The sequence below is a fragment of the Verrucomicrobiia bacterium genome, assembly GCA_036405135.1.
GTDB lineage: Bacteria > Verrucomicrobiota > Verrucomicrobiia > Limisphaerales > JAEYXS01 > JAEYXS01.
Genome location: DASWYF010000035.1, coordinates 63,842 through 89,467, shown reverse-complemented (window position 1 = coordinate 89,467; position 25,626 = coordinate 63,842). Strand labels below are relative to the sequence as shown.

14 protein-coding genes are annotated in these 25,626 nt (G+C 57.2%); 3 read left to right on the top strand and 11 right to left on the bottom strand.

Translation table 11 applies throughout. The features are described from left to right. Nucleotides 1-28: 28 nt before the first annotated feature. Genes VGH19_16970 through pilM form a run of 5 tightly spaced genes read right to left on the bottom strand, consistent with a single transcriptional unit; the run spans nt 29 to nt 4,506 of the window. On the bottom strand, nt 29-1,618 hold the full coding sequence (locus tag VGH19_16970; GenBank protein HEY1173063.1) for a secretin N-terminal domain-containing protein: 1,590 nt from the start codon (nt 1,616-1,618) through the stop codon (nt 29-31). Between the two features lie 47 nt (nt 1,619-1,665). Further along, complete coding sequence (locus tag VGH19_16965; GenBank protein HEY1173062.1) at nt 1,666-2,175, bottom strand: hypothetical protein; 510 nt, start codon at nt 2,173-2,175, stop codon at nt 1,666-1,668. Continuing rightward, entirely contained in the window at nt 2,172-2,765 is a 594-nt protein-coding gene (locus tag VGH19_16960; protein HEY1173061.1) for a hypothetical protein, read from the bottom strand. The genes VGH19_16965 and VGH19_16960 overlap by 4 nt, the downstream gene beginning before the upstream one ends. Before the next feature lies 1 nt (nt 2,766). Next, nucleotides 2,767-3,423: a hypothetical protein gene (locus VGH19_16955; GenBank protein HEY1173060.1), complete on the bottom strand. Its 657-nt coding sequence runs from the start codon at nt 3,421-3,423 to the stop codon at nt 2,767-2,769. A gap of 3 nt (nt 3,424-3,426) precedes the next feature. Then, a complete protein-coding gene (pilM, locus tag VGH19_16950) occupies nt 3,427-4,506 on the bottom strand; it encodes a pilus assembly protein PilM (GenBank protein ID HEY1173059.1) in 1,080 nt (359 codons plus the stop codon). 358 nt (nt 4,507-4,864) lie between these two features. Here pilM and VGH19_16945 point away from each other — a divergent pair, with 358 nt between their 5' ends. From VGH19_16945 to VGH19_16935, 3 genes are read left to right on the top strand one after another with little or no spacing between them, the layout of a single operon-like run. Then, nucleotides 4,865-5,701 (top strand): vWA domain-containing protein, encoded by an 837-nt coding sequence (locus VGH19_16945; GenBank protein ID HEY1173058.1) that lies wholly within the window; start codon nt 4,865-4,867, stop codon nt 5,699-5,701. A 13-nt stretch (nt 5,702-5,714) separates the two neighbouring features. Next, a complete protein-coding gene (locus tag VGH19_16940; protein HEY1173057.1) occupies nt 5,715-6,530 on the top strand; it encodes a hypothetical protein in 816 nt (271 codons plus the stop codon). Between the two features lie 31 nt (nt 6,531-6,561). Further along, nucleotides 6,562-7,926 carry a hypothetical protein gene (locus VGH19_16935; GenBank protein ID HEY1173056.1) on the top strand — a complete coding sequence of 455 codons (1,365 nt, stop codon included), beginning with the start codon at nt 6,562-6,564 and terminating at the stop codon, nt 7,924-7,926. Between the two features lie 150 nt (nt 7,927-8,076). Here VGH19_16935 and VGH19_16930 read toward each other — a convergent pair whose 3' ends face one another. From VGH19_16930 to VGH19_16905, 6 genes are all read right to left on the bottom strand, one after another. Next, a complete protein-coding gene (locus tag VGH19_16930) occupies nt 8,077-8,550 on the bottom strand; it encodes a transcriptional repressor (protein HEY1173055.1) in 474 nt (157 codons plus the stop codon). Between the two features lie 345 nt (nt 8,551-8,895). Continuing rightward, nucleotides 8,896-16,089, bottom strand: coding sequence for a hypothetical protein (locus VGH19_16925; protein ID HEY1173054.1), 7,194 nt, complete (start codon nt 16,087-16,089; stop codon nt 8,896-8,898). A gap of 20 nt (nt 16,090-16,109) precedes the next feature. Beyond that, on the bottom strand, nt 16,110-21,056 hold the full coding sequence (locus VGH19_16920) for a von Willebrand factor type A domain-containing protein (protein HEY1173053.1): 4,947 nt from the start codon (nt 21,054-21,056) through the stop codon (nt 16,110-16,112). Further along, nucleotides 21,053-21,622 carry an RNA polymerase sigma factor gene (locus VGH19_16915; protein HEY1173052.1) on the bottom strand — a complete coding sequence of 190 codons (570 nt, stop codon included), beginning with the start codon at nt 21,620-21,622 and terminating at the stop codon, nt 21,053-21,055. The genes VGH19_16920 and VGH19_16915 overlap by 4 nt, the downstream gene beginning before the upstream one ends. 349 nt (nt 21,623-21,971) lie before the next feature. Next, nucleotides 21,972-24,197 (bottom strand): hypothetical protein, encoded by a 2,226-nt coding sequence (locus VGH19_16910; protein ID HEY1173051.1) that lies wholly within the window; start codon nt 24,195-24,197, stop codon nt 21,972-21,974. Next, nucleotides 24,178-25,455: a DUF3142 domain-containing protein gene (locus VGH19_16905; GenBank protein HEY1173050.1), complete on the bottom strand. Its 1,278-nt coding sequence runs from the start codon at nt 25,453-25,455 to the stop codon at nt 24,178-24,180. Before VGH19_16905 ends, VGH19_16910 begins: the two co-directional genes overlap by 20 nt. Between the last annotated feature and the right edge of the window lie 171 nt (nt 25,456-25,626).

Here is a 25,626-nt window from a genome sequence, read left to right as displayed (position 1 = left end):
AATTGAAGTTAGCAGATTAGGCGCCAACTCATTTCTTCGTGCTCTTCTTCCAATCCTTGGGCTTGCCGGAATCCCAAGCCGACCAGTCCTCATCACCAGGCGCCACCCAAGTCTTAGGCGCATTCTGGTCCTGCACATTGTTACGCAGGTAATCTGTCGGCGTATAGTGATAGTCATACTCCTGAACGATCGTCGGAGTCACAAAGATGATCAGGTTCACCTTGATGCGGGACTTGGAATCCCTGCGAAACAGGCGGCTGAAGACTGGGGCATCCCCCAGCACCGGCACCTTGGCATAGGACTTGGTCGTGTTGTCACTCACCAAACCGCCCATCACCAGCGTGTTACCGCTCGGAATCAGCACTTGGGTTTCCATCTTGCGCAGGGCGTAGATGTTCGCTTCAAACGTCTCGCTGCTGATGGTCTGTGTGTCTTTGCCATCGATGTTGGAGACTTCCGGGATGACATGCAGGAACACATTGCTGTCCGCTGTGATTCGCGGCGTCACTTGCAGGATGGTGCCGACGTTGGTATAAGTCACTTGGGCAGCAGCAGGCGTGTTCGCCGAACCGGGCGTCACCTCAAAGATCGGAAAAGCGCGCGTCACTGACAGGGTCGCCAGCTGGTTGTCCATCGTCACCGTGCGTGGAGTGGCCACCACTTCACTGTCCGAATCTTCATTGAAGAAGGAAAGCACGCCGGAAACGCCATCCGCATTCAGGAAGCCGATGCCAGGGAAGACACCGTTCTTCGTGTTAGCCGTGAACCCGCCACCACCCAAAATCGTATCTAACGACGTCGTTGAAGAAGCCGGAGATGTGGTCGTAGTGGTCACAGGGCCCAACGGAGTCTGCTGGGTCGTAGAAGTCGTTGTCCCCGGGAACGTAGTCGTCGTATTGCCCGTCGTGATACCATTGCCGAAAGTGAAGTTCTGGGCGCGGAGAGTACCACCCCAGTCGATACCCTTGATCGTGCTTGGGTTGCGGGCCGTCTCTACGATACGAGCCTCAATGAGCACTTGCTTCGTGGCCGTATCCAGCTCTGAGATGATCTTTTCCACATTCTTCAAATCACGCTCCACCGCAGTCACCAGCACCTTGCTGGAACGAACATCCGCCAACACCTTGGCGCGAGTGTCACTGAAGGTAGCCTGCACCGCAGGCACGATGTTCGTAGGACTCGTATAGCGGAGCTGGAAGATCTGGCTGACCAGCGGCTCGAGCGCCTTGGGATCCTTCGGCGCCACGCGACCTATTTTGGTCTTCACATTTGGCACGAACTGCAAACCATGGTTTTCAAGAACGGCTTCAAAGGCATCCAAGGCCGTGACATTCTCAAAGCGGATGGAAATCGTCGGCGGCGGCAGCGGAGCACCGTTTGGACCCACTTGCGTCGTGGTGACACGCGGGTCGAACTGGAAGTTGATGCCGGCCTGCCGGGCCAGCGTCGTAATGACATCGGTGAGCGGGGTATCGTCGAAGGTGATCAACGGCACCACCTCTCCGCGGGATTCCTGTGCCTCTTCCGCTTTGGCTGTCGTCGGTGTGGTCTGGGCAGACACCCCCATGCTGATGGCGATAAGCCCCGCCGTGATGATCGTCAACGCTTTGATTTTCATTGCCTGCTGTGTTTTAAATTTATTTTTCCTAATTATTGCACCCTGCATCAAGGAGTCGGAAGTGAGAGTTCCTTCTCCTGTTTCTCCCCTTCCACCAAAATGAAAACACCGGTGTCAGAGAAACGCACGACCTTGAAACGGACCGGACCATCAGGGGTGCTCGCAAGTTTGCTTTCCCCCAACCCCACAATGTAATTTTTCAGCCCGGAAGAAATCGTCACCACACGGTTGTTCCCCACCCCGACAAAGCCTTTCAATTCAAAGTTCTTATAAGGATCTTTCTTGACCACAGGAGGAGGAACGGGGGACGTACCACCCGGAGTCGGAGTCACCACCGGAGCAACCACTTTCGGCGGAGGATTCCAGCGTTCCGACTTGGGAAAGAAAGGATCCTTGCCCGCTTTGGGATCCGTTGCGAAAACAGATTTCTTAGGTTCAGGATCCTTGGCAGGCGCTGGCTTGGCCGGAGCCGCCGCCGCCCCCGCCACCAAAGGCGCACTGATTACAGCCACAATGGCCGCCAGCTTCCAAGCAGTTTGCAAAAGATTTGATTTCATTTGCTAGTTTCCTTTGGCTTGAGCGGCACAACCAGCTCAAATCTGAAAGCGAGTTTTTCTGCTTCAGGCCCCGTGAGGACCCCGCCTTCTGGACTTAAATCCATGTTTTGCACCCGCGCGAACGGAAACGCATTTTCGAGGTTAGCAAGAAACTTGCCGAAGTCATGATAATATGCAGCACCTTTCACCTGATATTTCACTGCATCATACGGGTATTCACCGAAAAAGCCGATGGGCACACGCTCCTCACGGCTGATGTTCTGGATGTCCACCGCGTGAGCGTTATCCTGCTTGAACTTGTTCAGCGTCATGATCACCCATGAATACAGGTCACCAGTGGCCATGTCCTTTTCCAACGCTTCCAGTGCAGCGCGCGAATCATCCAGCTCTGCTTGTATCTTGGGCGAATCTGCTTTTAATTTGGCGGCTTTATCCACCGACTCCTGGACACCATCAGCCGCCGCCCGGACTCCCCCCGTCGACTTGGCCATAGCACCTATCACCAGCCAGTAAACCAACCCCAAGACAACCAGAGTGCCACCTGCCAGGGCGATCAACTGATCCCTCTTTTCTTTGGAAATCTTGTTCATGTTAGCGGTTGACCTCCGTGAAGCCGCATTCCAGCGTGAAGGTCAGATACTTCTTTCCGTCAGCATTCTCACGGGCTTGATTCAAAGTTTTCAAGGAAACCGTCCCATTGGTTCCCAAATGTTCTTTCAGTGCCACAGAGAGCTGCTCGCGCAACTTGCTGTAACTGTCCAGGCGCTCACTGTTATCCTGCGCCTCGATGATCATCAACATGACCTGACGGGCCGAGGCTGGCTTAGGCTTCCCACCCGAGCCGCGCGCCGGAACGATCGCTGGCGTCACATGGTAAACCTGCTCCACGCGAATCCTCAACACATGCACATCCTCAACCGAAACACGCTGCAAAGTATCCAGCACCGGCGCCCACAAAGGCCGCACCGCAGACATCTTCTTCAGCATGTCCATCTTATACTGGTTGTCCTTTATCTTTTTCTGATTGCCCTCAGCCAGCTTGGCATCCTTCTCCAGACTGGCCAGTGTGGCATTGACATCCACCAGCCTAGCCTTCTCTTTAGAGAGTCCCAACCAGCTCACCCCCGCCCAAAGGAGCATCAACACCAGCAGCGCGACCGCGACATAGACACCCCGCTTGACAGGATCTTTCCTGCGCAGCTCCTCAGTAAGCTGCTCCTCAGCCAGCAAATTGATTTTGATTGGCATACTTTAGAATGCAGCCATGGCGCCACCGATCGCCACCACCAACTGCGGCGCGACCTGCTCCAGTTCACCCAACTGAGCCGGAGGCAATCCCGGCGTCATGAAAACCGTCGGATTCCACGCCTTGCATGGAACCATCAACTCCGATTGAAGCGCATTGATGATATATTCTGAACGAGCAGAACCGCCCGAGAAAAACACCTGACTCACCGTTTTGTCCTGCTGATGCTCAAAAAAGTCAATCGAAGCACGCAACTCGCGACCCAATGGAGTCAACAACGGCTGAATAGTCGACTCCACCTCCTGCGGCATCCCCACCTTGATGCCTTCCGCTTCAGCATTGCTGATCCCCAAAGATTCAGCGATACCAGTCGTCAGCTTCGCCGCACCGAAACCCACCACACGGGTCAACATCAACTCACCCATCATCAGAATACTGATGGTGGAATTCTTGTAACCAAAATCAACCAGCGCCACCACCTCTTTCGAGAACACATCCGGCATCGCCATCTCGAAAGCATTTGCCGGACCAATCAGACCAGAAGTGACCACATCAACCGTAAAACCAGCATTCTTGCCCGCCAGCTTCACATCCTCCGTCAACTGCCGCTTGGCACCCCCCACCAAAGCCTTCACCTTGACCTGAGTTTTAACCCCGCCATCAGCACCCGCCTTGCTAGCATCCAGCGGACCACCCCCCAGCAAGATATGGCAATCAAAAAGATAATCCGGAAAATCCTGCTGCAGATAATTCTTGGAATTTAAACGCAGCATCATTCGCATGTCATTCACCCCCACCATCGGCAGCTCCGCCGTGCGCAAAATACTGTCACCAACCCCCAGAACCACCACGATATGCTTAGTGCGCACACCCAACTGCTGCATAACAGCTTTGAGATGCTCAGCAAGGATGTCAGGGGAGATTCCGCGGTCGTAAACAGGAGCGTCAACCATCGCAAAACCCGTCAATACATAGGCTTCGCCTTTGCGTTGAATGGAAGCTGCCTTGGTTACTCGCGTCCCCAAATCAACCACCACCGCCTGGTCCCGCCGCTTGCCCGAATTACTTAGAAATGGTAGCGCCATGACGACCGCTTTGTAACGGGTCGCCAGTTTAAATGCAAGTCACAATCTGCTGAATGTGAAAAAGATATCCTACCATACTTTCTTTACCCGTCTATGCGTAGTTTCACCCAATTGGCACTGAAGATTTTTCGTACACCCACGCAGGACAACTGCCCTGATTTTGCTCAAATTCACATTTTCAGGCCAAAATGCGATAATCCCGACCTCCACCCCTCCCATCCCTTCGATTCAACTCTCGCAGAAATAACATTGATTTACCATGAAACACTTAGTATGAAATCGCGTGTGCGGTGCCAGCACTCCATTTTGCACCCGGAGTCAGCACCCCTTCCCGGGTTTATCAGAAAAGAGTTTTTATATGGCTTATACAGCGGAGATCAGCCGGACGAACCCCAGCGCGTTTGTCTTCCTCGTTGACCAGTCGGGCTCCATGGTCGAGCCCATTGCTGGCAGCGATGGCAAGCGCAAATGCGACAGCGTGGCGGACGCCATCAACCGCCTGCTGCATAACCTCATCATCAAATGCGCCCGCGGCGAAGGCATCCGCAACTTCTACGAAGTCTGCGTGATCGGTTACGGCTCGCAAGTCGGTCCCGCTTTCAGCGGTCCGCTCGCCGGTCGTGACATCGTCCCTCTGAGCGAAGTGGCCAATTCCCCCGCCCGCGTGGAAGAACGCGTGAAACAGATTGATGATGGCGCAGGTGGCGTGATCACCCAGAAAGTGAAGTTCCCCGTCTGGTTCGAGCCGCAGGCCAAAGGCACCACCCCCATGGGCGCCGCTTTGGACTTGGCCCACCACATCCTTTCAAGCTGGGTTTCCAACCACCAGTATTCCTATCCACCCATCGTCATCAACATCTCTGACGGTGAAGCCACGGACTTCGGCCCCGTCCCGCAGGCAGAGGCTTTGACCAGCCTCACCACGGTGGATGGCAATGTACTGCTGCTGAACTGCCATATCTCCAGCCAGCCGGTGCAACCCATCATTTTCCCCGAGACAGACAACGATTTGCCGGATGAATTCGCCCGGACACTCTTCCAGGTGTCCAGCACCCTTCCAGCCAGCATGCGTAACCTCGCCCGCAATGAAAATATCATGCTCGGCGAGAACTCACGCGGATTCGCTTTCAATGCGGACCTCGTAGAATTGATCCGGTTCTTGGACATCGGTACCCGCGCCAGCAATTTGCGCTAATAAAAAAAAGCCCGTGGAAGCCACTGAGAAAGTATTCTGGGTGCCCAAGGAGGGCTATAGCCCGGACGAATACGAAGACGCCTTCAGTTGTGCCCCCGAGAAAGGCCATTTTGCCATCGCGGATGGCGCCACCGAGTCTTCATTCGCAGACCTTTGGGCTCAATGCCTCGTCCAGCGCTTCACCGCGTCTCCGCCGCCCGGCAACCCGCCTGATGCCAGTGCTCTCGTTCAGTGGTTAAGCCCGCTGCAAAAAGAGTGGCACTCCAGCATCGCTTGGGACCGCTTGCCTTGGTACGCTGAGGAAAAAGCCCGCACCGGCGCCTTCGCCACCCTGCTCGGCATCCGCTTTGAACCGCCCAAGCCGCCCGAGAAACCGTCTTTCTTCCAACGGCTCTTCGGTGGTGGCGATAAAGGCCCGCAGCTTCCCCAGTGGCGCGCCATAACAGTCGGTGACAGCAATCTCTTTCACATACGCAACAACACGCTGATCAAAACCTGGCCCATTGAAAAAGCCGCCCAGTTTGACAGCCGCCCCTGCCTCCTCTCCAGCAATCCCAACCGCAACCAACCCGTCTGGGCGCAAGTCCAGCACTTACAGGGAGATTATCAGGAGAACGATGTTTTCATTCTGGCCACTGACGCCATCGCCAAATGGTTCCTCCAACGCTACGAAGCCGGCTCCAAGCCCTGGCAACAGCTGCAGGAGATAAAAGATGAGGCCGACTACGCCAAATTCGTCGCCAAACTGCGCAAAGATTTCGGCATGCGCAATGACGACACAACCGTAATCCTTTTCAAATGGAAAGCGTCGAAACCGCCGCAATCCTGAGACACGCCATCGCCGCCAACCCGCCACCACCATGAACTGGCCTTCTCACACAGATTATCAAGACTCCATCCAGAATCCCCACATCTGCTTCGAGGATGCGGAACTCAAGGAGAGCGAAGTCAAATGCGACATGCTCGGCCTCCCCAAGGTCATGTCTGGTAACTTCGCCAGCGTTTATTCGGTCACATCCGCCCAAGGCCGTTACGCCATCCGTTGTTTCGTCCGTCAAGTGCTTGGCCAGCAGGGCCGCTACGCCCGCATGAGCCAGCAACTCCTCGGCCTCGGCCTGAGCAGCCTCGTCGGGTTTGAATACATCCTGCGCGGCATCAAGGTCCGCAACGAATGGTATCCCGTCGTGAAGATGCAATGGGTCGAAGGTCTCCCCCTTAACCAGCATCTCGAAGAGATCTTCGACAAACCCGACCTCCTCAACGACCTCGCCCAGAAGTTGCGCGTCGTCATGAAGGGCCTGCGTGACAACCAGCTCGCCCACGGCGATCTCCAGCACGGTAACGTCATGGTCACGCCCGATAACGAGATCCGCCTCGTAGACTACGACGGCATGTACACCCCGGCCTTCCGCGGCAAAGCCCCGGAATTGGGCCATGCGAACTTCCAGCATCCGCGCCGCACCTCGGATTTCTACAACGAAGACCTGGACAACTTTGGCGCCTTGGTCATACACACCTCGTTGCTCGGCCTAGCCAGCGACCCAACCCTCTTCAAGGATTTCTACACTGGAGACAACCTCTTGTTCCTGTCTTCGGACTACAAGAATCCCGGCCAGTCAAAACTCTTGAAGCGGCTCAAGGAAAACAAGGACGACAAAGTCAAAAAGCTCGCCGAATTGCTCGAACGCGCCTGCCTGGCGGATGTTTCCAAAGTTCCCATTTACGAAGACGTCATGGTCGCCCTCGACAATGGCACGATGGACACCATCATCAGCGCCATTCCCGCAGGTGCTGCTGCGGCGGCTCCGGCTGCAGGTGGTGCTGGCGCAGCCGATGGTGGATGGTGGGCCGGCGGCACACCGCCAGATTCCGAACCGCTCGGCAGTCGGCCGGCCACCGGCTCACGACCAGCCACGCCCGTCACCGGTTCACGCCCTGCACCGACACCGGCGACCACTCCAAAACCCGCTTCAACCTCCGCTCCGGCAACGAAGCCCGGCGGTGGTCTCAGCGTCACCCCCACGCCGACACCTGCCTGGTCCAGCTCCAACGCGCCGAAGTCTTCGGTCACGGCCCCGCGCACCGCTCCATCTGTGCGTCAACCACAGCAAGCTGCACCTGCGCCCGCTCCTGCTCCGGCAGGCAAGGACAACACGAAACTCATCCTCATCTGCGCCGTGGTCCTCATAGTCGTGTTCTTACTGTTCTTTTTCCTGAGCAAATAAGCCCGGAGCACAGATACATCGTTAAAAATCAAAAGCCCCGCAACTCGCGGGGCTTTTTCCTTTTCAAATTCGTCGTGGCTTCGAGTTCCTATTCTCTCCTTTGGAGTCCGAACTTCGGCTTCTTCACTCTCCATTCCGCATTCTACATTCTCAACACGTCTTGTTCTTGCACGCTCCCAGTTTCTTCAACTGGTCACACGATGCCGATATCTGCAAACGCTGCGACTTCATCGAAAACCCCAGCTTCTGGCTGATCTCGCTCTCAATCTCCTCGATCTTGTCACTCTCGAATTCCACGATCCGTTCGCAATCCTGGCAAATTAGGTGGTTATGATGAGGATGATCCGCGTAATTCGGGTCGTAGAACTTGTAGTCCTTCCCGAAATCCATCTCATGCACCAGCCCGCTCTCCGTCAGCAAAGGCAGTGTGCGATACACCGTGGCACGAGAGACCGACTTATCCTTTTGCCGTGACCACTCCAGCAACTCCTCTGCGGTGAAATGCTTGTCCGTGCTGAAAACCGTGTCGACAATAGCTTGGCGCTGCGAGGTGATTCGCAGATTCTTCTTCGCCAGAAAATCCATGAAGCGACGTTTCGCTTCTGATTTATCGAGTGCCGACATGCTCCTACTATATTTTCCCCTGCCCTCAAGTCAACGAGCCTCGCAAACCGAGCTACCTACCGTAATCGTCCTCGATTCCCCCCGTTAGAACGGTTTAAAAAATGATGTAGCCGGGTGGAGCGAGGATTTTTGTTCTGGCGAGGCTTTGGCGAAGGAGCAGTTCCAAGGACCCTGTGACTGAGCCGAAACGAAGCCAGAACCCAGAAAGACCGCCCTTCTCATTCTTCAGCCACTCGGCTACAGGATTTTTTAAACCGCTCTAAATGGTTACATCGTCACCCTTATAACCATTCAACCTCTTTAACGAATCACCTCGTCATTTGTTCATTCCTTCATCATTAGGATTTAGACATTGGTCATTCTCCTGCGGCCACTCACCCAAGCCACCAGCATAAACCCTACAAACGATGCCCCCAACATCCCCGCCCGTAACCCCATCGAGGCCGTCTTGAACGCCCGCGTCTCCAGTTCCACCGTCAGGTCCGTCCACGTATCCACCTGCACGGAACGGCGGAAAGTCAGCATGCGTCCCTGCTGTGGAATCGTCGCGCGGATCTCCACCGGATTCGGCACCACTGCGTCTTGCTGTTGCACGATCCGTTCTGCCAACCGCATCAGCACCGCGTTATCATCCGCCGTGTTCGCCTCGATGATCTGTTTCGCTTCCTGTTGCGAGTAGTTGAGTTCCTTGCGATTCCTCAACTCCTTGATATTGCCCGGAACCACCGCACCATCACCAGCCGCTGCTGATTGACGCACATTCAACCCCACCAATGCCTGCTGCAATTTCAAGTTATGCAACTGCACGCGCGCATCTTCGTTGAACGCATTGTCATGTCCGCTCAAGCCATACGCGCTCTGGAACGCCCGGCGCGCCTGTTGCGGATCACCCTTCTCCAACCACTGATTACCAAGGCTCAGCATCTGCTCCGCCGTCCGCGTCTTCTCGCGATTCAGGCTCATCTCATTCGCCAGATACGATTGCGCATCCACCGCCACCGGTTGTGCCACGGAAGTATTCTGCTGCAACTGCATCGTGCCGCCCCACTCTTTCAACTCCCACTTCGTATTCAGATATACCTGCCACACGATGTTCTCCAGCGGCAGATCAAACTTCGGCCCATGCAAAGACAAATCCAGCTTGCTCGTGCCTGCCTTGCCGATGCGGCTGGAGTAGAACAGCTCCACTGTCGTCGGCTGATCGGACTTCGATTGCTGCTCCAGCGGCAGCAAAATCTTGTCCGCATCACGCCACGGCCACACACCTTTCTGGTTCACGAATGCAAACCAGAACTGCGCATCCTTAGGCAAGGTGAAGTTCAACAACCGCTTATCACCCGGCACGAGGTCCATCTTCACCTGCGTGAGCATCACACCCTCATCCGAGATCACCGAACTGAGCGTCACGTTGTTCACCCGCGCAGGTAACAGCTTCGTCGCTTCATGCCGTTCGAGTTGCAACACCAGTTGATAACCCGGCTCCACCAGTCGATACGTGAGATTCGCCGTCGCCGCCGGAATATCCTGCAATAACACACGCGGAATGCTCTGCCATTCCGCTGGTTGCAACGCATTCGACAACAGCTGCGCCTGCACCTGCAAACGTCCGCTTGATTGCACCGTCACGAATCCGCGTTGCAGATTCGCATCCAACGCCTGAATCCCCTGCACCACCGTGTTCGTCGCCGCTTCGGTTACTGGTGTTTGCCAACCCGCTTGCAGCATGTATTTGCCGATGATGCGGCGATGCAGCTTCACCTCCCACACCTGCCAGCTATTCGTCTGCGAGTTCGGCACCACGAGGAAATCCGCCACCTGTTCGCCCTTGAATCGCACGCCTTCCGCATTCACCGGCACCTGCACGCGCAACGCCTTCAGGCCCGTGTTCTCTATCTGGTATTGCAGATTCGCCGCCACCTTCACCTGCGCCTCGCTCACCGTCACATGCTGCAAGCCCGTTACCTGCACCCACGCATCCACTTGCTCAATGTCCAAACCCAGTGCCCACTGCGGCTGTAGCAAACGGAACACCAGCACGCCCTTTTGCCGGATGCCCGATTTCTGCGGATCAAGCTGTGTCACGCCATCGCGTGTGGCCACCTGCAAGCGCATGCCTTGCTCTGGTACGATCACCAGTTGCCCGCGCTGCTTGCTCGCTTCACGGAACATGACACGCGGTGCCACGACACCTTTCGCCGCTTTCGTTCCCGGTCCAGCCAGATTCACGCTGAACTGCGTCTGCCCCTCCGTCTTCCCCTTCAGATGCAATGTGATGATACGTCCTTCATCCGCCTTCAACTCCGTCCAGTGCGAGATCGCCGCGCCATTGATCGACTCCACATCCAATCCCGTCGGCAGCACAAAGCTCACGCGGAAGATGCCCGCACGCGTCACCGCCATGGAAGCGTTCACCGCCAGCACTGTGCGATCTTCGCTCAACGATAACGTCTCCTGCGTCTCCACGCGCACATCTGGCTCCACCGGCGATGCCTTCACCGTCACTGTTCCCAAGGCATCCGCCGAACGGAACGCGCGTCGCAATGTCAGACCCGCGACTTGATTGCGCAACGGCTGTAACACATGCCCCGGAAAATCCTCCAAGTTCAGCGGTGACAACGCCTCCGCCTTCACATCATCCAGTTGCACTTCTGAACCCGTCGCGACACCCACTGAACCAAGCTGTCCCGCCGCACCATTCACACGCAGCAAGCCCGCGCTCTGCTCGAACGGCAACGGCCCTGTCGTCACCTGTGACCGCACGATCAATGCGAACGGCTTGGATTGGGCCGGATTCAACCCTACCCGCAGCTCGCGTTTGTCAGGATCAAAACGCCACAGTGAAACCACCGAGGCCTTGCCCGCAGGAGAAGCATCATAGACATCCGAGATCGTCGCTCCCGTCGGCACCACCATCACGATTTCATTCAGCTCACCCTGTGCTGGACGCACCTCCACGCGATGCACACCTTCGATCACTCCGGCCACCGGCGTGAAGAGCTGGTGCGTCTCCACATAGAACACCGCCTTCTCTGTCTTCACATCACGGCTGCGCGGCTTCCACCCGATCCATGCATTCGCCGTCGGTGCCAGCACTATCGCTGTGAACGTAGATGCTGCACCGTTCTGAGGGCGCCTGGTGATGGATACTGCCGCAGGAGCCACTACATCCACATCCAGCTGAGGCATGATCAGAGTGACACGGTTGATTAGCCCATGCTGTGCCGGCAACTCGATGCCATTCAAACCCTCACGCGTTATCACCTGCATCTGATACTGCACCTCGATGTCATACGGCCCAGTGGCATTGGCGATCAACTGATGCACTCGTTTTCCATTCAACGTGCTTTGCACCAGCGTCAGATGGTTGGTCGGATACATCAGCTTGGTCAGCACAGCCGGCTCATAGAGAAGCGGCAAAGTCTGCCCCTTAACTCCCTCCCAGTGGATTCTTACATTGGAAAAAGCGAATTTATCCTCCACGCGGATCATTTGCAGCACGGACTCCGCCATCCCCGCTTCGGGAGTAACTGTTCCCGGTAACGTCACCGGAGGTATTGCCGCATTCAGCGAAAATCCATTGATGAAAAGCAACCCGCCGAGCAACAACGCCGCTTTGGTCGTGGCCGCAGGAGAATCTCCCTCGGCAGTCGGAGGCGTAACAGGCGGCTGCGGCACCTTGAACAGGCGCAGCAATGCCGGCAGCACCAGATGCACGAAAAGAAACAGCGCACACACGAACAGGAACAGCTCCGCTCCATTCGGCCAGCGCAGTGCCGTCCACCCGATCAACGTCCAGCCCAACGCGATGCCTGCTGCGCGCAGAAACCCTTGGAACATCAGCAATGTCGCTCCCCACACCACCAAGGCCAGCGCCACCGGCCATGCTTGCGTTAGGCTGGTCGTTGTCGCCATCGTTGCGGGCACATTCGCCACTTCCACTCTCAAGATGCTCTGGCTCTGTTGCACCGGTGCGAGGAAGGAAAGAGCTGGCGGTGGTGCCTGCTTCTGCCTTGCCGCCACATTCAGCAAAGCAGCGAATTGCACCACCGCCAGGAACAGGGCCACGCCCCCTATTAACGTGCCCCCAAAGTGTCTTGGTCCGAAACGATACGCACCTTCACCTCCCGCCCAGCGCCAGACCGCCACACCAAACCCGATGAAGATCAACATCATTAAAAATTTGCCCATGCCCCGCTCATGACTGAACAGCACGCGTGCGATGCCCGTGAAGCCGGACATATCCGTCACGCCTGCTTCTGGAGCCAACGTCCCTCCGCGATAGATCAGCCGATGTCCTTCATCCGGTGACATCGCCCACTCAGCCAACAGCACGGGCACTGTCACTGTCGGCGCTTGCGCCGTGATACGTCCCGGGGTCTTGGAGCGCGACGCCAGCTTCATATCCACCGTCTGCACTGAGCTCGGATCAGCCCGTTGTGGCAGCGGGATCAGATTCGCATCGCCATCCTTCACCGGTACGACCGTGGCACCATTCACCGTCACCGACCACAAGGTCGTGTCCGACGGCAGGCTTACGCGGAAATGCGGATTGCCGCGGTTCTTCACGAAATACCGCACATCCGTCAGCACCTCGCCATCCTGTGAGATGCGGGTGGAAAGGATCGCGCGATCCACGATGAGGCTAACCGTTTCACCTTGCGCGAGCGGACTTAATCCAAGTTGCAGATTGAACGGACGCGCATTGTAACGATACGCCGCCAAGATCGGCGCATCGAAGAACAGGCGATACTCTGCCGGCACTTCCGCCGTCTCCAATGGCAGCAGAGTTGCGGACACATTCGAGGGTTTCACTTGAAATTGATACGCACTCACCACCAGCGTATGCCCCTGTTCATTCTGCGCATCCATCGGCCGCGCACCCGTGAAGGTCAGCGTATCTCCCTGCGTCTTGAAGGCCCGTTCATACGTCACGAGCAATGTGTAATTACCCGAGACAGGCGTGTTTAAAGTGACCACATAGCCATTCGTCGTCTTCTGCCAATTACTGCGCAGGTCTTTGCCGGTGAACTCCACGTTGGAATATTCTTCCGAGAGCGAGATGAGAAACGAGGACACCGGTGCACCGGAGATGGCGAAGTTGATCGTGCTGCTGCCATACGCGATGCCTTCACCGATAGAGAACAGATGGAACGCATCCGCCTGGATGGACTGCGGCAAACGCTCCACGCGCATCACCGCTTCCCAATTGTGCTCGCTCAAACGGAAAGCCGCTTGGATGCCTTCGATCTTGCGTGGGAAAAAGGCTGTCGCGATATCCGTGAGCGAGACTGTCTTCTCCGGCGTCAACCGGAAGCCCGCATCTGCCGAAACCGCCACATGCCCACGCGTAGATTTTGCTTTCAACACTTCGATGCGTGGTAATGCCCAAGAAGGTTGCCCCAGCGCCGCATTCCGTTCCAGACGCAGCTGCACGATCTGCCGTCCCGTGATCGGCGTGCCGTACACCAGACGCAATTCCGCATCCGCCTGTCCAGCAGGCTCAGTGAGGAAGTAATCGCTCAGGCCACCCGCTGAAAGTCCGGCGATCGCATATCCTTTCGGCACGCGCAGAATCACTTCACGCAACGGTGCCTCACGGATGTCCAACTCAAACTCACCATCGATGCCCAGCTCCGTCTCGCCCAAGTGATACGCGATCACCTGCGATACACTCAGTTCCGGCAGCACATTGTCCGCCTGCACACGCAGCGCGAAATCGACACTCGAAAACCGGAACGCAAAACGTTGTCCCCCTTGCGTACCGAAGACTGACTTCGTCATATCATTCTCTGGAAACTGCTCCGGAGAGATTTGCGAAAGCCCTGATGCTTGCACCACCTCGAGCCGCACTGCCCCCTGATTCACCACCCGCATATGCCCCGCAAAACGTGTCGCACCTTCCGGCTGTACTAACATCGCGTCGACCGCTTGTGGGAATGCGCCCAATTCCGTCTGCATCTGCACCTGAAGCAGGAACGCATCCTTCTGCGGTTGATTGAACTTCACCCACAGAGTGCGATCCGTTGTATTGGGACGCGGCTCCACCTTCCATGACAGCACGCTTGCGCCTTGCACCGCGGTGACATTCCCCTGTCCACGCACGTTTAAAGCCAGCATGTGCATCTCACCCTGCATGATCTTGCCCTCCAGCAAGGCCACCTGCCGCATCATACCCGAGCCGATGCTCAACTGTGACAGCATCTCCGCTGAATAAAAAAGCCTGCCTTCAGTCTCCGTCTTGGCCTCTTTCCACGCGAGCTTCACCGTGCCATCCGGCGGCAGAAAACTTTGAAACTCTTCCCCTTTGCGTTCAGGACGGGCCGCACCTTCAAAAGCGAACTGCGTGTCTGCTGCCAATCCTTGAAATGCCACCGGCTGCATTGCGGCCGTTGCCACCTTGAAGTCCACCCGTTTCCAGTCTGCCGCATCGCGTACCGCCGCGTTGAACTTGATGCACAACGGATACTCACCCGGCTTGTCAAAGACCAACACGTAACGGCCATCCACCAAACGCAAACGCCAGTCCGCATTGCGTTCCAGTTCCGCCAATGCCACATCACCCGAGAGCAATTGCACCGAACCGCCCTTCGGATTCTTCACGCGTGCTGTCGCCGTCAGCGTGAACGCCGCCGTGCGACCGCTCAGTTGCCCATCCAGCTTGAAATCACGCAAGACAACGCGACGCGCCTCCGGATCGGCGATGCTCACCGTCAAAGGTAGCGTGTAAGCTCCGCCATGAAAACGAAACGCCATCGGTTCTTCCGCTTCCGGCTTGGTGGAGTTCCGCAAAGACTCCGGCAACAGCTTCGCCTCCAGCGGCACTAGGCCCGAGACATTCATCGGCTGCACATCCAGTTCCGGCGCAGCTTCCACCTTCAGGTAACCATTCAGCAACGCTGCTTGCGGTGGTGTCAGCGTCAACGTCTGCAAACTCGACCCGATCAAAACCGTGTTCCGTTCCGCCTGGATTGTCACCGTGAATTGCGAAGGTGGTTTGTCTGTCTTGCGCGGACGCAACACCAGCACCCGCGTGCCATTCGCTTCCTGCCGCACGCTCCAATCCTGAAGATTCTCGCCCGTCACCTGCTTGATCTCGCCCGCGCCGCCGATCGTCAGCGGTATCTCCCGCGCTTCACCCTGCAAGATATCAAACGTCGCCTGGATCACATGCGTGTGCTTGTCCCGCGCGATGAAGAGCGAGTGCTGCAACGATGTCGAGAACAGCACCTTCTCCTTCTCGCTTGTGAGCGGACCGAACTGCCCCTCAATCACGATGCGCGCCTTCCCATCCTGCACTCCGCCATTGATCGAAACATCTTTCACCTCCGCCTGCGCTGCAGAGACAGTAAACGGCGTGCACCAGATCGACGCGGCCAAGGCCAGTCCCGTAGCCGCGGACGTCAGTCCGCGCAAACCCTCTCGAAGATCGGCCAGCGCCGACTGACGTCGGCGGCTACCAGGCAAAATCGTCTCCGCCTCTCGATGTTGGACGTTCGATGTATTGGCCAGCCGGTGCAACCGGTGTTCGATGTTTCCCATAAAATTCTCTCCTTTAAAAATTATCTCCCCGACAGGCTCTTAGCCTGTCGTATCATCCACTCAAGTTGTTTTGGCCGTGGGTCCGCCGGATACGCCTCCGGCACACCGGCCATCTGCGCGATCAACTTCTCCGGCGTCACCTCCGCCGCATACGGACTCGACACCAGCCATTCGCTGAACGCGGACGCCGTACCTGCGAGACGTATCGGCACACTCGCCTGCTCCATGGACTTCGATGCGCCGTCATACGCCAGCGGCCATTCCTGCTCGCGATAATCATTCGTGCCCGGCAGGCGATACCGCACGCGGACCACGCCGAGCGGTCCTTCACCCGCCGAATTCACCTGCACCGTGTAGAGCGCATTACCCGCCTCCGCCGCGCCGATCTCCGCCGCATCCACCGTGTTATCGCGGAACTCCTCTTTCTTGAGCTGATGCATCGCGTAACCCAACTGACGGAACACCTTCACCCGCTTCGGATTCCACTCCACTTGCACTTTCACATCCGAAGCCGCGACTTTCAGCGCACCTGAGAGCTGAGCAGCAAATTCCGTCGTGGCCGCTTCCGGCGAATTCACGAAGCCATAACGGCCATCGCCATTGCGCGAAAGTGCTTCCAATAGATCATCGTTATAACCATCCCAACCGATGCCGAAGCAATCCAGCGCCACGCCTTGTTGGCGATAGGACACCACTTTTTTCTTGAGCGATTCCGGCTGCACCTCGCCCAAATTCGCCGCACCATCTGTCAGCAACACCACGCGATTTACGCCGTTCGGCACGAAATGGCGTTGTGCCGTTTGATACGCGAGGTTCATCGCCTCCTCCAGATTTGTGCCACCCTCCGGCGAGAGATTCCCCACGCGCTCAGGCAGTTCCTTCGCATGCGCTCCGGTCATACCATCTACCCACAAGCGCGCTGTCCGGGCGAAGGACACCACGCTCACCTTGTCCTGCGGTTGCAATTGCGAACCCAGCACACGCAGACACTCCTGCCGGATGCGGATGCGGTCCGCGCGCTCCATCGAGCCGGAGTTATCCAACAGCAGCACGATATTCAACGGCTTGCCCGGCTCACGCCCGATCGCCGCCGTCTGCACCGAAAACCGCACCAGATCACGATCATGCGCGAAGGGATACCTCGCCCGCTCCCAAGCAAAGGACACGCGAGAACCGCTTGCTGGCTCGGGATCATGATAATTGAACGCATTGATAAACTCCTCCGTGCGCACGGAACCCAGCTCCGGCATCAACCCCTTCTCCAGGCTCGCCGCCGCCAGCTTGAACGACACATCACTCACATTCAGCGAGAACGTAGAGAACGCATTCTCCGCCGTGCTCACTTCCGGTTGCGGGATGCCGGGAGGTGCAGGCACAGGCTTCTTAGCCACTTCCTCTTCCTTCGCCTTCTTGGCGTTGAACTCCTTGACCTCTTTCTCAGTAAGCCGCTCAACCATCACCGTGGCTCGACTCAACTGGGATGCTTGCAGAGCTTCCTTGATCGCCTTCTCCGCATCCGGCAAATCCTTGCCCGCGACCTGCACGCGTCCGATTTTCGGCAGGACGACATAGCCATCTTTTTGGACCTCGTAGTAGCTGTTCAGCGATTCATCCTCCACCACGAAGACTTGAATCGGATCGCCCGCAGCCAATACCCAAGGACCGGCTTCAGCCGCCAGCTTGCGCAGCTCCGTCAATTTCACCTCGATCTGGGCATCCACCTGCGCAGTCTCCGTCTCCACTCCTTTGACCCGTCCGCTCCATGCTTCCGATTCCTTCTTCCACTTCTCAATTTCCGCAGAGGACTTATTCGCATTAGCCGCCTGCAATTGCTTCTCAGCTTCCTTAGCCTTGGAAAGCACCAACGTCGCTTCGCGCTCCAAGAACACCCGGCGGTCTGAAAGACGATCAATTTCTTTCTGCTCCTTATCCAGCGGCCCCCCAACCATCTCCTTCGCCCGCACCTGACTCAGATACTCTTCACGTGCCTTGCGCCAACCTTCCACTTTGTCGGATGCATCATGTGATTGCTCCTGATTAAGTTGAGCAAGAACCGGACTTCTGCTCTGCGTAGTATTCGTCCGCGCATACGGATTCGGCGTCGGCAACCCATCCCTTGAACTTGGAATCTCCCAAGCCTTTTCAATTTGGGCAAACTGTTGCTTCTCTCCTTTTATGTCTGTGATCCGTTTGCGCAATTTTGCCGCTTCTCCTTGCAACATTTCCGCTTCGGCCAGATTGCCCGACTCTTTTAAACCTTCCGCCCGTTTCAACGTTTCGCCTACCAATGTTTCCGTGGCTTGCCGCTTAGCCGCCTCTTCTAACGACGGAAGTGCTACGTCTTCCAACAAACTCATTCTCACCGGAGCCTGTTCATTCAATTTCCTCCCATCAGGCACTGAGGTTCCGAACCGGTCCATCCCATTGTAATAATTAGTAGTCCGCTCATTTTGTCCCACCCAGACATTGGTGTTCAAATTGCCCAGCATTGCTGCGAATTTCAGATCCTTATCTCCACTCCCTTGATTCGAACTTTCCGGAGTAAGCTTCTTGGCGTAGTTGTAACCTACATCTCCATCCACTTCTCGCCCCATCTGTGACCGGTTGACCACCACGCCGAAATCAGATGCGAGGGCATTCGTATCCTGCGCCGCCCGATAGGCTCCTTGCAGTGCCACAGGCGGAAGATTATTCCCGCTCAATTCTGGACTAATGCCCGCACCACCCGCGATGCCTCCTCCACGATTAACCACACCACTGACCGGTTTCCCCGCCATCGGTGCATCAAATGAATAACTCAATTCTACCTGACCATTACCACCATTCGTCCGCGTCACCACAAAGCTACCGTCTTTCTCCTTGGCTTCCGCCATCACCTTATCCAAGTCCAATGTAGTTCCCTGGGGCAACGTCCAAGCATGACGCCCCACGACTCTGTTCTTCCGCTCCGCCTCTCCGCCAATTCCCGCAGAAGTGTCATACCACACATTCTTCTGCGCATCCCCCAGTGCATTGTCATTCACTACCGCCAGACCTTTTTGCGGATCAGTCGCGTAATAGGCATTTAACTCCGGCTCAACTCGTCCAGACATCACCACGGCCCCCGGAGTCACTACATCCGCCTTGGCTCGCCCCTCTGAAGAAGTCGTAAAATTCAGCGTCGTGCCGCCCAGCGCTGGTCGCATAGGCCGTGCAGGTGTCGCGGGTAGAGCGATACCGCCCGTCACCGTTCCATTGGCGATGCTCATCTGGTCCGACAATCCATCCACGCGCGCCAGGCGATCTTGCGCTGATTGGCTGGCAGGCAGCTTCGGCGAATTGACAGCAATGGCTGGCAACCCATTCTGGCTGCCATCCGCATAGCCGCGGAATTCATTTTCCATCCTTCCCTTCGCTGCCAGCCCGCCCAGATAATCTTCACGTGGTTGACGCCACGCATCCACCTTGTCCTCAGCCTTTGTGCTAACCGCTTGGGACGGCACCGGCGCAGATGCCGTCTCACGATAAAAACGTTCACCCATCACCGGTTTCGCTGAACTGCCATCTGCCAATCCACGATTCACTTCCAATCTGTTGCTCGCATGGATGCTTTCATCCAAATCTTGAACGGAAAAATTACCCGATGGGTTTGGTGCTTTAGCTCCCGCCGCAATACCATTGTTGCCAAACAACGTTCCCAACATCGGGAGATCGCCTGCCACAGGAGCACTGGGCTTGGCCTCAGGGCTCAAGCCGCTTTGTCGGCCACGCGCATCAGCCGTGGAGCCAGTAAATCCCCAAGCCTTATTATTAGCTTTCGTCTGGCTCAGCATCGCTTCACCAGATCCCGATCCTCCACCCGTCGTTACATTAACGCCTCGGCCGAAAGCATCCCCGCGTTGCCCCATCTGAACCGCACCGTCCGCTGTGAGGTCACTCAACTCCTTGACCTGCGCCATTTCCGGCTCAGGCAAGGCGATGCTGAAAGAGCGTGACGCTGTCTGAGGCGCCCCCATCAGCACACCGCCCACACTTTGCGCTTGAGGAACAGAATCTTTGCTAGCAGACGAAAACCTCACTGCGGCAGCATTTTCCTTGGCCGCGCTAAAGGTCACGCGGCTCTCAACTGGAGCCGCCGAAGGTGCAGCGGCTGCGCCCGCTTCCGCTCCCCGTCTTCGGAGAGTTATCTCTCGCGTATTACGCGCACGATCAAGCGGTCGCTCTGCCGGACTCGGTGTGCGGCTGGACATCTCGGCTCGAGGTGAACTATCTGGAACTGCACTAGCAGCAACTGAGTTAGCGGTCACGCCGTTCAAGCGCTCCACCTGCGATAAATTGATGGTATACGTAGTATTGAACTCCGATGACGCGTTATCTAACGCCATGGTGTTTGTGAAAGAGTAGACATCTGCCAGCGGCACCAAGGCCATATCACTCGAAGCCATAGGAGCTGCCATTACCACAGGGGCTGGAGCGGCAGGTGCCGGAGTCGGTATTGCATCCTGAACCGCGAGCAATCTCATGAACTCATCCCCACTCCCCAACACATCCTTCTGCGTCGTCGTATCGAGATAAGCTAATTGCGTCTCACGCTTGAAAAGCATCAACCACGTCACGCCGAACAACGCCACCACCATCGCCGCCAACTTCATCAAATCCTTCTGATACCGCTGCCAGAATGATACCTGAACGATCTTCTCTTCTTCCTTCACCTTCGGGGCTTTGCCTTGAAACACCGCCAATAACTCTTCCCGACGTTCATTGGCGAGCGTGAGCGGTTCGGGGATGACATTCGCGGGCAGCTCGGTGGTCGGCACGGCGTCGCGCACCAAGCCCATCACGACTTTCAATCGGTCATGCAGGCGCATCAGCTCGGCGTCTTGCGCCACCGCCGCGCGCACTTCCGCCTCTTCCTCAGCGGTGAGTTCCCCCAGGAGCAGTGCGGTGATCCGCACCTCCATGTCGTTCTCGTAATCTTCGGGTTTCATGGTATGAGGCCCGTCCGCGCGAGCTCTGCCGCGATCGCTTTAAGGGCATGGTGCAGGAGATAACCCACATTACTGGCGCTCAGCCCCGTGCGCCGGGCGATCTCCTGATAAGAAAGGTTTTCGTCAAATTTCAACCGCACCACCTCGCGGCTCCGTTCATCCAAAGTGCTCAAGCTCAGCCGCACGAGGCCGATGCCTTCCCAGCGGATGATCTGCTCATCCGGCAAGGGTTCCGGGTCCGTGCCGTTGTGGTTGTTATCCGCGTGATCTTCGCCATCGGGGCTGGTGACGGGGTTCATAGGCACCGTCTTGGCCGCCTGCCGCCGGTGGTTCAGCGAAAGGTTATGCACCGTGCGATAGAGCCAGCGTCTGGGCTCTTTCACTTCGGCGAATTGTCCGTGCAACTTCATGAATGCTTCCTGGACGACATCCTCTGCCGGGGCGCGTTCCCCCACCAACCTGAGGGCATAACTGAGCAGCGGCGATTCGAGCGCTGCAAACAGCTCCTCGATCGTTTCCGGACGCGGCGTTCCCGCGCTGGCGGCGTCAGGCTGCACCACGGTCATGAGCGTTGGGGTGACATAACAGCGTGTCAGTTCACAGTTGGTTCCATTCCGCTCCGGTTCGACCGGTCAATAAAGGTGTCATCACACCTATACGACACACCCGGAGCCCATTCCTTAGACGAATTGTTAAAAGATTTCCTCCCGATCATCTACGACCGGTAAACGCCGTCAACCCGCGTGAAGGCAAGCAGTTGGAGCGTGCCAGTCTCGGGCACAGCAAGGCACCTGAGCAAAGGTAGGCTCAATCCGCTAAAAGCCCTACTCCAAGACTCTTTTAACCCGCTGCTCGAACTTCTGTAGGCTGCCTGCAGCATTTCACGTTGCTGTGCCCGAGGACGGGCACGCTCCGTCAGAATACCGGGAACGAATCCACCGGTTCCGGGGCGGCTTTTGCGTGCGGGATGCGCTTGGGCATGAACGGCTTACCGTTCTCATCCAAAGGCGGGAACCAGCGTAGTTTTTCCGCCAGCGCGCCCAGTTCGGTCTTATTACAGCGCAGGACTAACGCCCGGTAGAAGCGATTGGCTGACTTGGGATCGTTTCCCTTCAACCATCCGCCGGCGTCATAGAGCATCCGGGCGGTTTCAGGGGCTTGATCGGGCATGAGTTGTGCCGCCTGCCAGCCGAGGTCTGCCGCGAGATAGCGATAGTGCCAGCGAGCATTCGGAGCCACCTCGGCTTGAGCCGCGCGTTGCAATTCCTCCTTGCCCGTCTTCAACACCACATTCGTCCGTTGCTGCCAGCGGTCACTGACGGATACACCCACCTCGAAATTACCCCAATAGATCGCCCAATCCGGCTCCACTTCTGTGCCCAGTAACTCCAAGCCATGCGCACGGGTGATCTTGGCTGCTTCCCACAGCGCCTTGGCACGTTCCTTCGCCGGACGCTTCGCATCCCGCCCGATCGCGAGCCACTTCGTGCGCTCTTGGTGTTGCTGGGCCTGTTCCTCCGGGTAATACGCCGCCGCTTCCTTCAAACGATTCTCGCGACACAACCGCCTCGCCAGCAGGGAACGGATGGAACCGCTGGCATCGAACTCAATCACTTCCGTTTCCTTCTTTTCCTTCCGCTGGTTATCGGACCAGTTGCGATCCACGTATTTCTTCAACTCCTCCAGCGTCAGCACGCGCTCCGCCACATACGCGGCATCCATCCAGTAACCGCCTTTCAGCAGGCAATCCAATGAGGTGACGAAATCCCGGCGTTGCAAATGTAAAACGCCTAATTCGCCGAGCAGGCTTTGACGGCTAGGTGACGTTTCACCATAGGCGTAATTCTCTCCGGTGACCAATCGGTCCAAAAGGTTGCTGGACACCGCATCCTCATGGTCCGGCATCGGCTGAACCGGGAACTCTCTGGCCAGACCGGCCAATATTCCCGTTGCGGCTTCAATCTTGCCATTACGCAGAAGCAGCTTTGCCTGAATCCAACGCGCTGTGGCGGATTTCTGCGAAGCCCTTTTCACCCAACGCTCGGCCACGTCAAACTTGCCCGCCTGATATGCTGCCAGTGCCAGTTGCTCGGCCAGTTCCACCTCAGTTGCCTGGTTTTGCTCCAACAGGCCCAACCATACTTCAGCCGACTTTGTTTCCGGTGAATCTCCCAATGCTGTATTCCACAGCCCTTGCGAGATCAGACTCACGGTGATCACCCGGCGGCTCGTCGCATCTTGGGACAATGGCCGTAAAGCCGCTTCCCCTTCCTTCAAAGCCAGACCTGCCGCCATCCGAAGCGACACTACCGCAAGCTGCGAATCACCGGAGGATACCTGTTCACTGTAAAGCTCAACGGCCCGGCGATAGTCTTTCAAATTCAGCCATGCCCGCGCCTCCCAACCGAGGCTCGCTGCCGCCAGACCGGTCGAATCCGCAAAACCTTCTTGCACTAGTACCCGCACTTTCTGGAAATGCGGGATGGCCACCTTCGGATCAGATTCCACCGCCACGCGGCCTAACATATACTCCGCCCAGACCGTCCGGTAAGGCCGCTCGGCGGCGGGACGTTTCAGCAGTTCCGTCCACGCCGTCACTGCGTCGTTCGTCTTGGCCAGATGATATGCGATGCTGCCGCGCATATAGTCCGCGAACTCCGGCGGCAGGCCCTTGGCGATGGACAGCGGGCCCATCTCCGGCATGGGTCGCAAAAGATTTTTATCCCAGTCAAAAGGTTCCGCCAGCCAATCCGCCATGACTCCGGCGTGGACGGCCAGTTTCTCGCGGCATTCTTGATGCGCCTTGAGTATTTGTTCCAACTCTACCGCATTGATGCCGCGTGCTTGCAGGGCTGCGCGCAATTCCGTCAGGTCGGCATCCAATACCTGTTGGGCTTGGGAATGCTCTTCCTTGGGCGGAATGGTTTTGTAGCGGCTGGTCGTGCCTTTCCGCCAGAGGGCAATCTCCTTGAAGAAGCTGGCGAAGGGCACGGTCTGCACGGCGGCATCGGAATTGCCCAAGAGCCAGCGCGGGAAGAAGGGTCCGCACGCATAACCCGTTATCGCCACGATGAGCAACGTCATGAGCGCGAGCCGTAGCCACCACCGCTGTTTGTCTGCTTTATTTCGCCACCAGTTCACTGTGTACCTCCACGCTGGAATCAAATCTTAGCCAACCCAATAGCCGCGTCTCACCGGGAGCAATCGTCCGGGTGTCCTTTTGCGGTTTGAACTCGGCCATCAAGGCCGAAGGTTCGCTCAATTCATTGCCGCTTAGGCTATCGCCCGCCACCAATCGGCCCTTAGGCCATTGCACGCGGACGGTTTGTTGCGGCGCACTTTTCGTGGTGCCTGCATTCGCCAGCAGCACCTCTACCAAGCCCGGCTCGGGTGAACGCGTCACCACCTGCCATTGCGCCTCTGGCACCTTGCCCAGCTTCACCTGCGCGAGCATCGGCCAATCCCAATTCCACCGATCCGTGCTCACGGGCAGGCGATACCAGATGATGCCCTGCAACATGGCGGGACGTTGCTGTGTCCAGTCGCGGACGAGCATCGCCAGCTCTTGCGGATTTGCCGCCAGTTCGCGGGTGATGACATCGGATGGCCATTCCTTCGCCGGACCTTCTGCTGAAGCACCTATGAAACGGCTCTCGCGATTGAAGGCGGTGACGTAACTATAGGTAGGCAAGGCGACTTTGAAGGGAACCCCTGCTTGCGCGGCCAGCTCTACGGCAGCAAGGGCTTTCAAGGGATCGCACAGTTTCACCTCATCCCGCACGCTCGCAGGACGTTGCAAGGCATGGACCTGCAAGACGAAGCCATCCGTGACGCGCACCAATTCCTTGAACTCCCGCTGATCCAGCCAGCTCGGCAAGGCGGTGATGGTCAGGGGCACGGGCTTCACCCGCTCACGCAAGGCCTCCACCCACACGCGATACCCGGCGAGCTTCGTCTCCGCACAATCGAAATCGAGCTGCACTTCAGCGGCTTTCACGCCGTGGGCTTCCGCTTGAGCGAGGGTGGAGAGAGCCAGTTCGACGAGCTTCTTAGTCGGGACACTTTCCCGGTCAAAAGGTCCGCCATAAGGACCGATGCGTAAGGCGAGGCCGATGGGTTTACCGCTCGCTTTCAAAGCCGCCCAGTCCGGCTCCATGCGGGTCCATTTCGGCTGGCCTTTCACCCAAGTCACCTCTGCCGTCAGCACGGTGAAGCGCTCCATCTCCGGTGCTGCCTGGGTCACGGCCTGTTTCACCGGTTCGTTCCAAGCGCGTTGCCAGACATAGACTTCCTGCGGCATGACGCCGCCCTGACGCGGCATGGCTTGAGGCCAAAACGCGACGGCAAGGCCGACGAGCAGCCCGAGACCGAGCACAAAGATGGGGGAACGACAGCGCATGAGAGCGTGTGTCGCGAATCTCATCCGCACCCTCAGAAATGTCCAGCCGCAGAAGAACTTTTTCGCAAAGAATTTTTATAGTGGGGAAATCTCACAGCCATGCGGGATAAAGTGCGCACGACGAAGCCGGTCGCCCCGTGCCCGACACAAGTGTCGGGGCCGGCAGTAAGA

Bases quoted from the DNA above. Each gene is read 5' to 3' on its own strand.
- VGH19_16970 (HEY1173063.1), bottom strand. From the start codon at position 1,618: ATGAAAATCAAAGCGTTGACGATCATCACGGCGGGGCTTATCGCCATC.
- VGH19_16965 (HEY1173062.1), bottom strand. From the start codon at position 2,175: ATGAAATCAAATCTTTTGCAAACTGCTTGGAAGCTGGCGGCCATTGTG.
- VGH19_16960 (HEY1173061.1), bottom strand. From the start codon at position 2,765: ATGAACAAGATTTCCAAAGAAAAGAGGGATCAGTTGATCGCCCTGGCA.
- VGH19_16955 (HEY1173060.1), bottom strand. From the start codon at position 3,423: ATGCCAATCAAAATCAATTTGCTGGCTGAGGAGCAGCTTACTGAGGAG.
- pilM (HEY1173059.1), bottom strand. From the start codon at position 4,506: ATGGCGCTACCATTTCTAAGTAATTCGGGCAAGCGGCGGGACCAGGCG.
- VGH19_16945 (HEY1173058.1), top strand. From the start codon at position 4,865: ATGGCTTATACAGCGGAGATCAGCCGGACGAACCCCAGCGCGTTTGTC.
- VGH19_16935 (HEY1173056.1), top strand. From the start codon at position 6,562: ATGAACTGGCCTTCTCACACAGATTATCAAGACTCCATCCAGAATCCC.
- VGH19_16930 (HEY1173055.1), bottom strand. From the start codon at position 8,550: ATGTCGGCACTCGATAAATCAGAAGCGAAACGTCGCTTCATGGATTTT.
- VGH19_16925 (HEY1173054.1), bottom strand. From the start codon at position 16,089: ATGGGAAACATCGAACACCGGTTGCACCGGCTGGCCAATACATCGAAC.
- VGH19_16920 (HEY1173053.1), bottom strand. From the start codon at position 21,056: ATGAAACCCGAAGATTACGAGAACGACATGGAGGTGCGGATCACCGCA.
- VGH19_16915 (HEY1173052.1), bottom strand. From the start codon at position 21,622: ATGACCGTGGTGCAGCCTGACGCCGCCAGCGCGGGAACGCCGCGTCCG.
- VGH19_16905 (HEY1173050.1), bottom strand. From the start codon at position 25,455: ATGCGCTGTCGTTCCCCCATCTTTGTGCTCGGTCTCGGGCTGCTCGTC.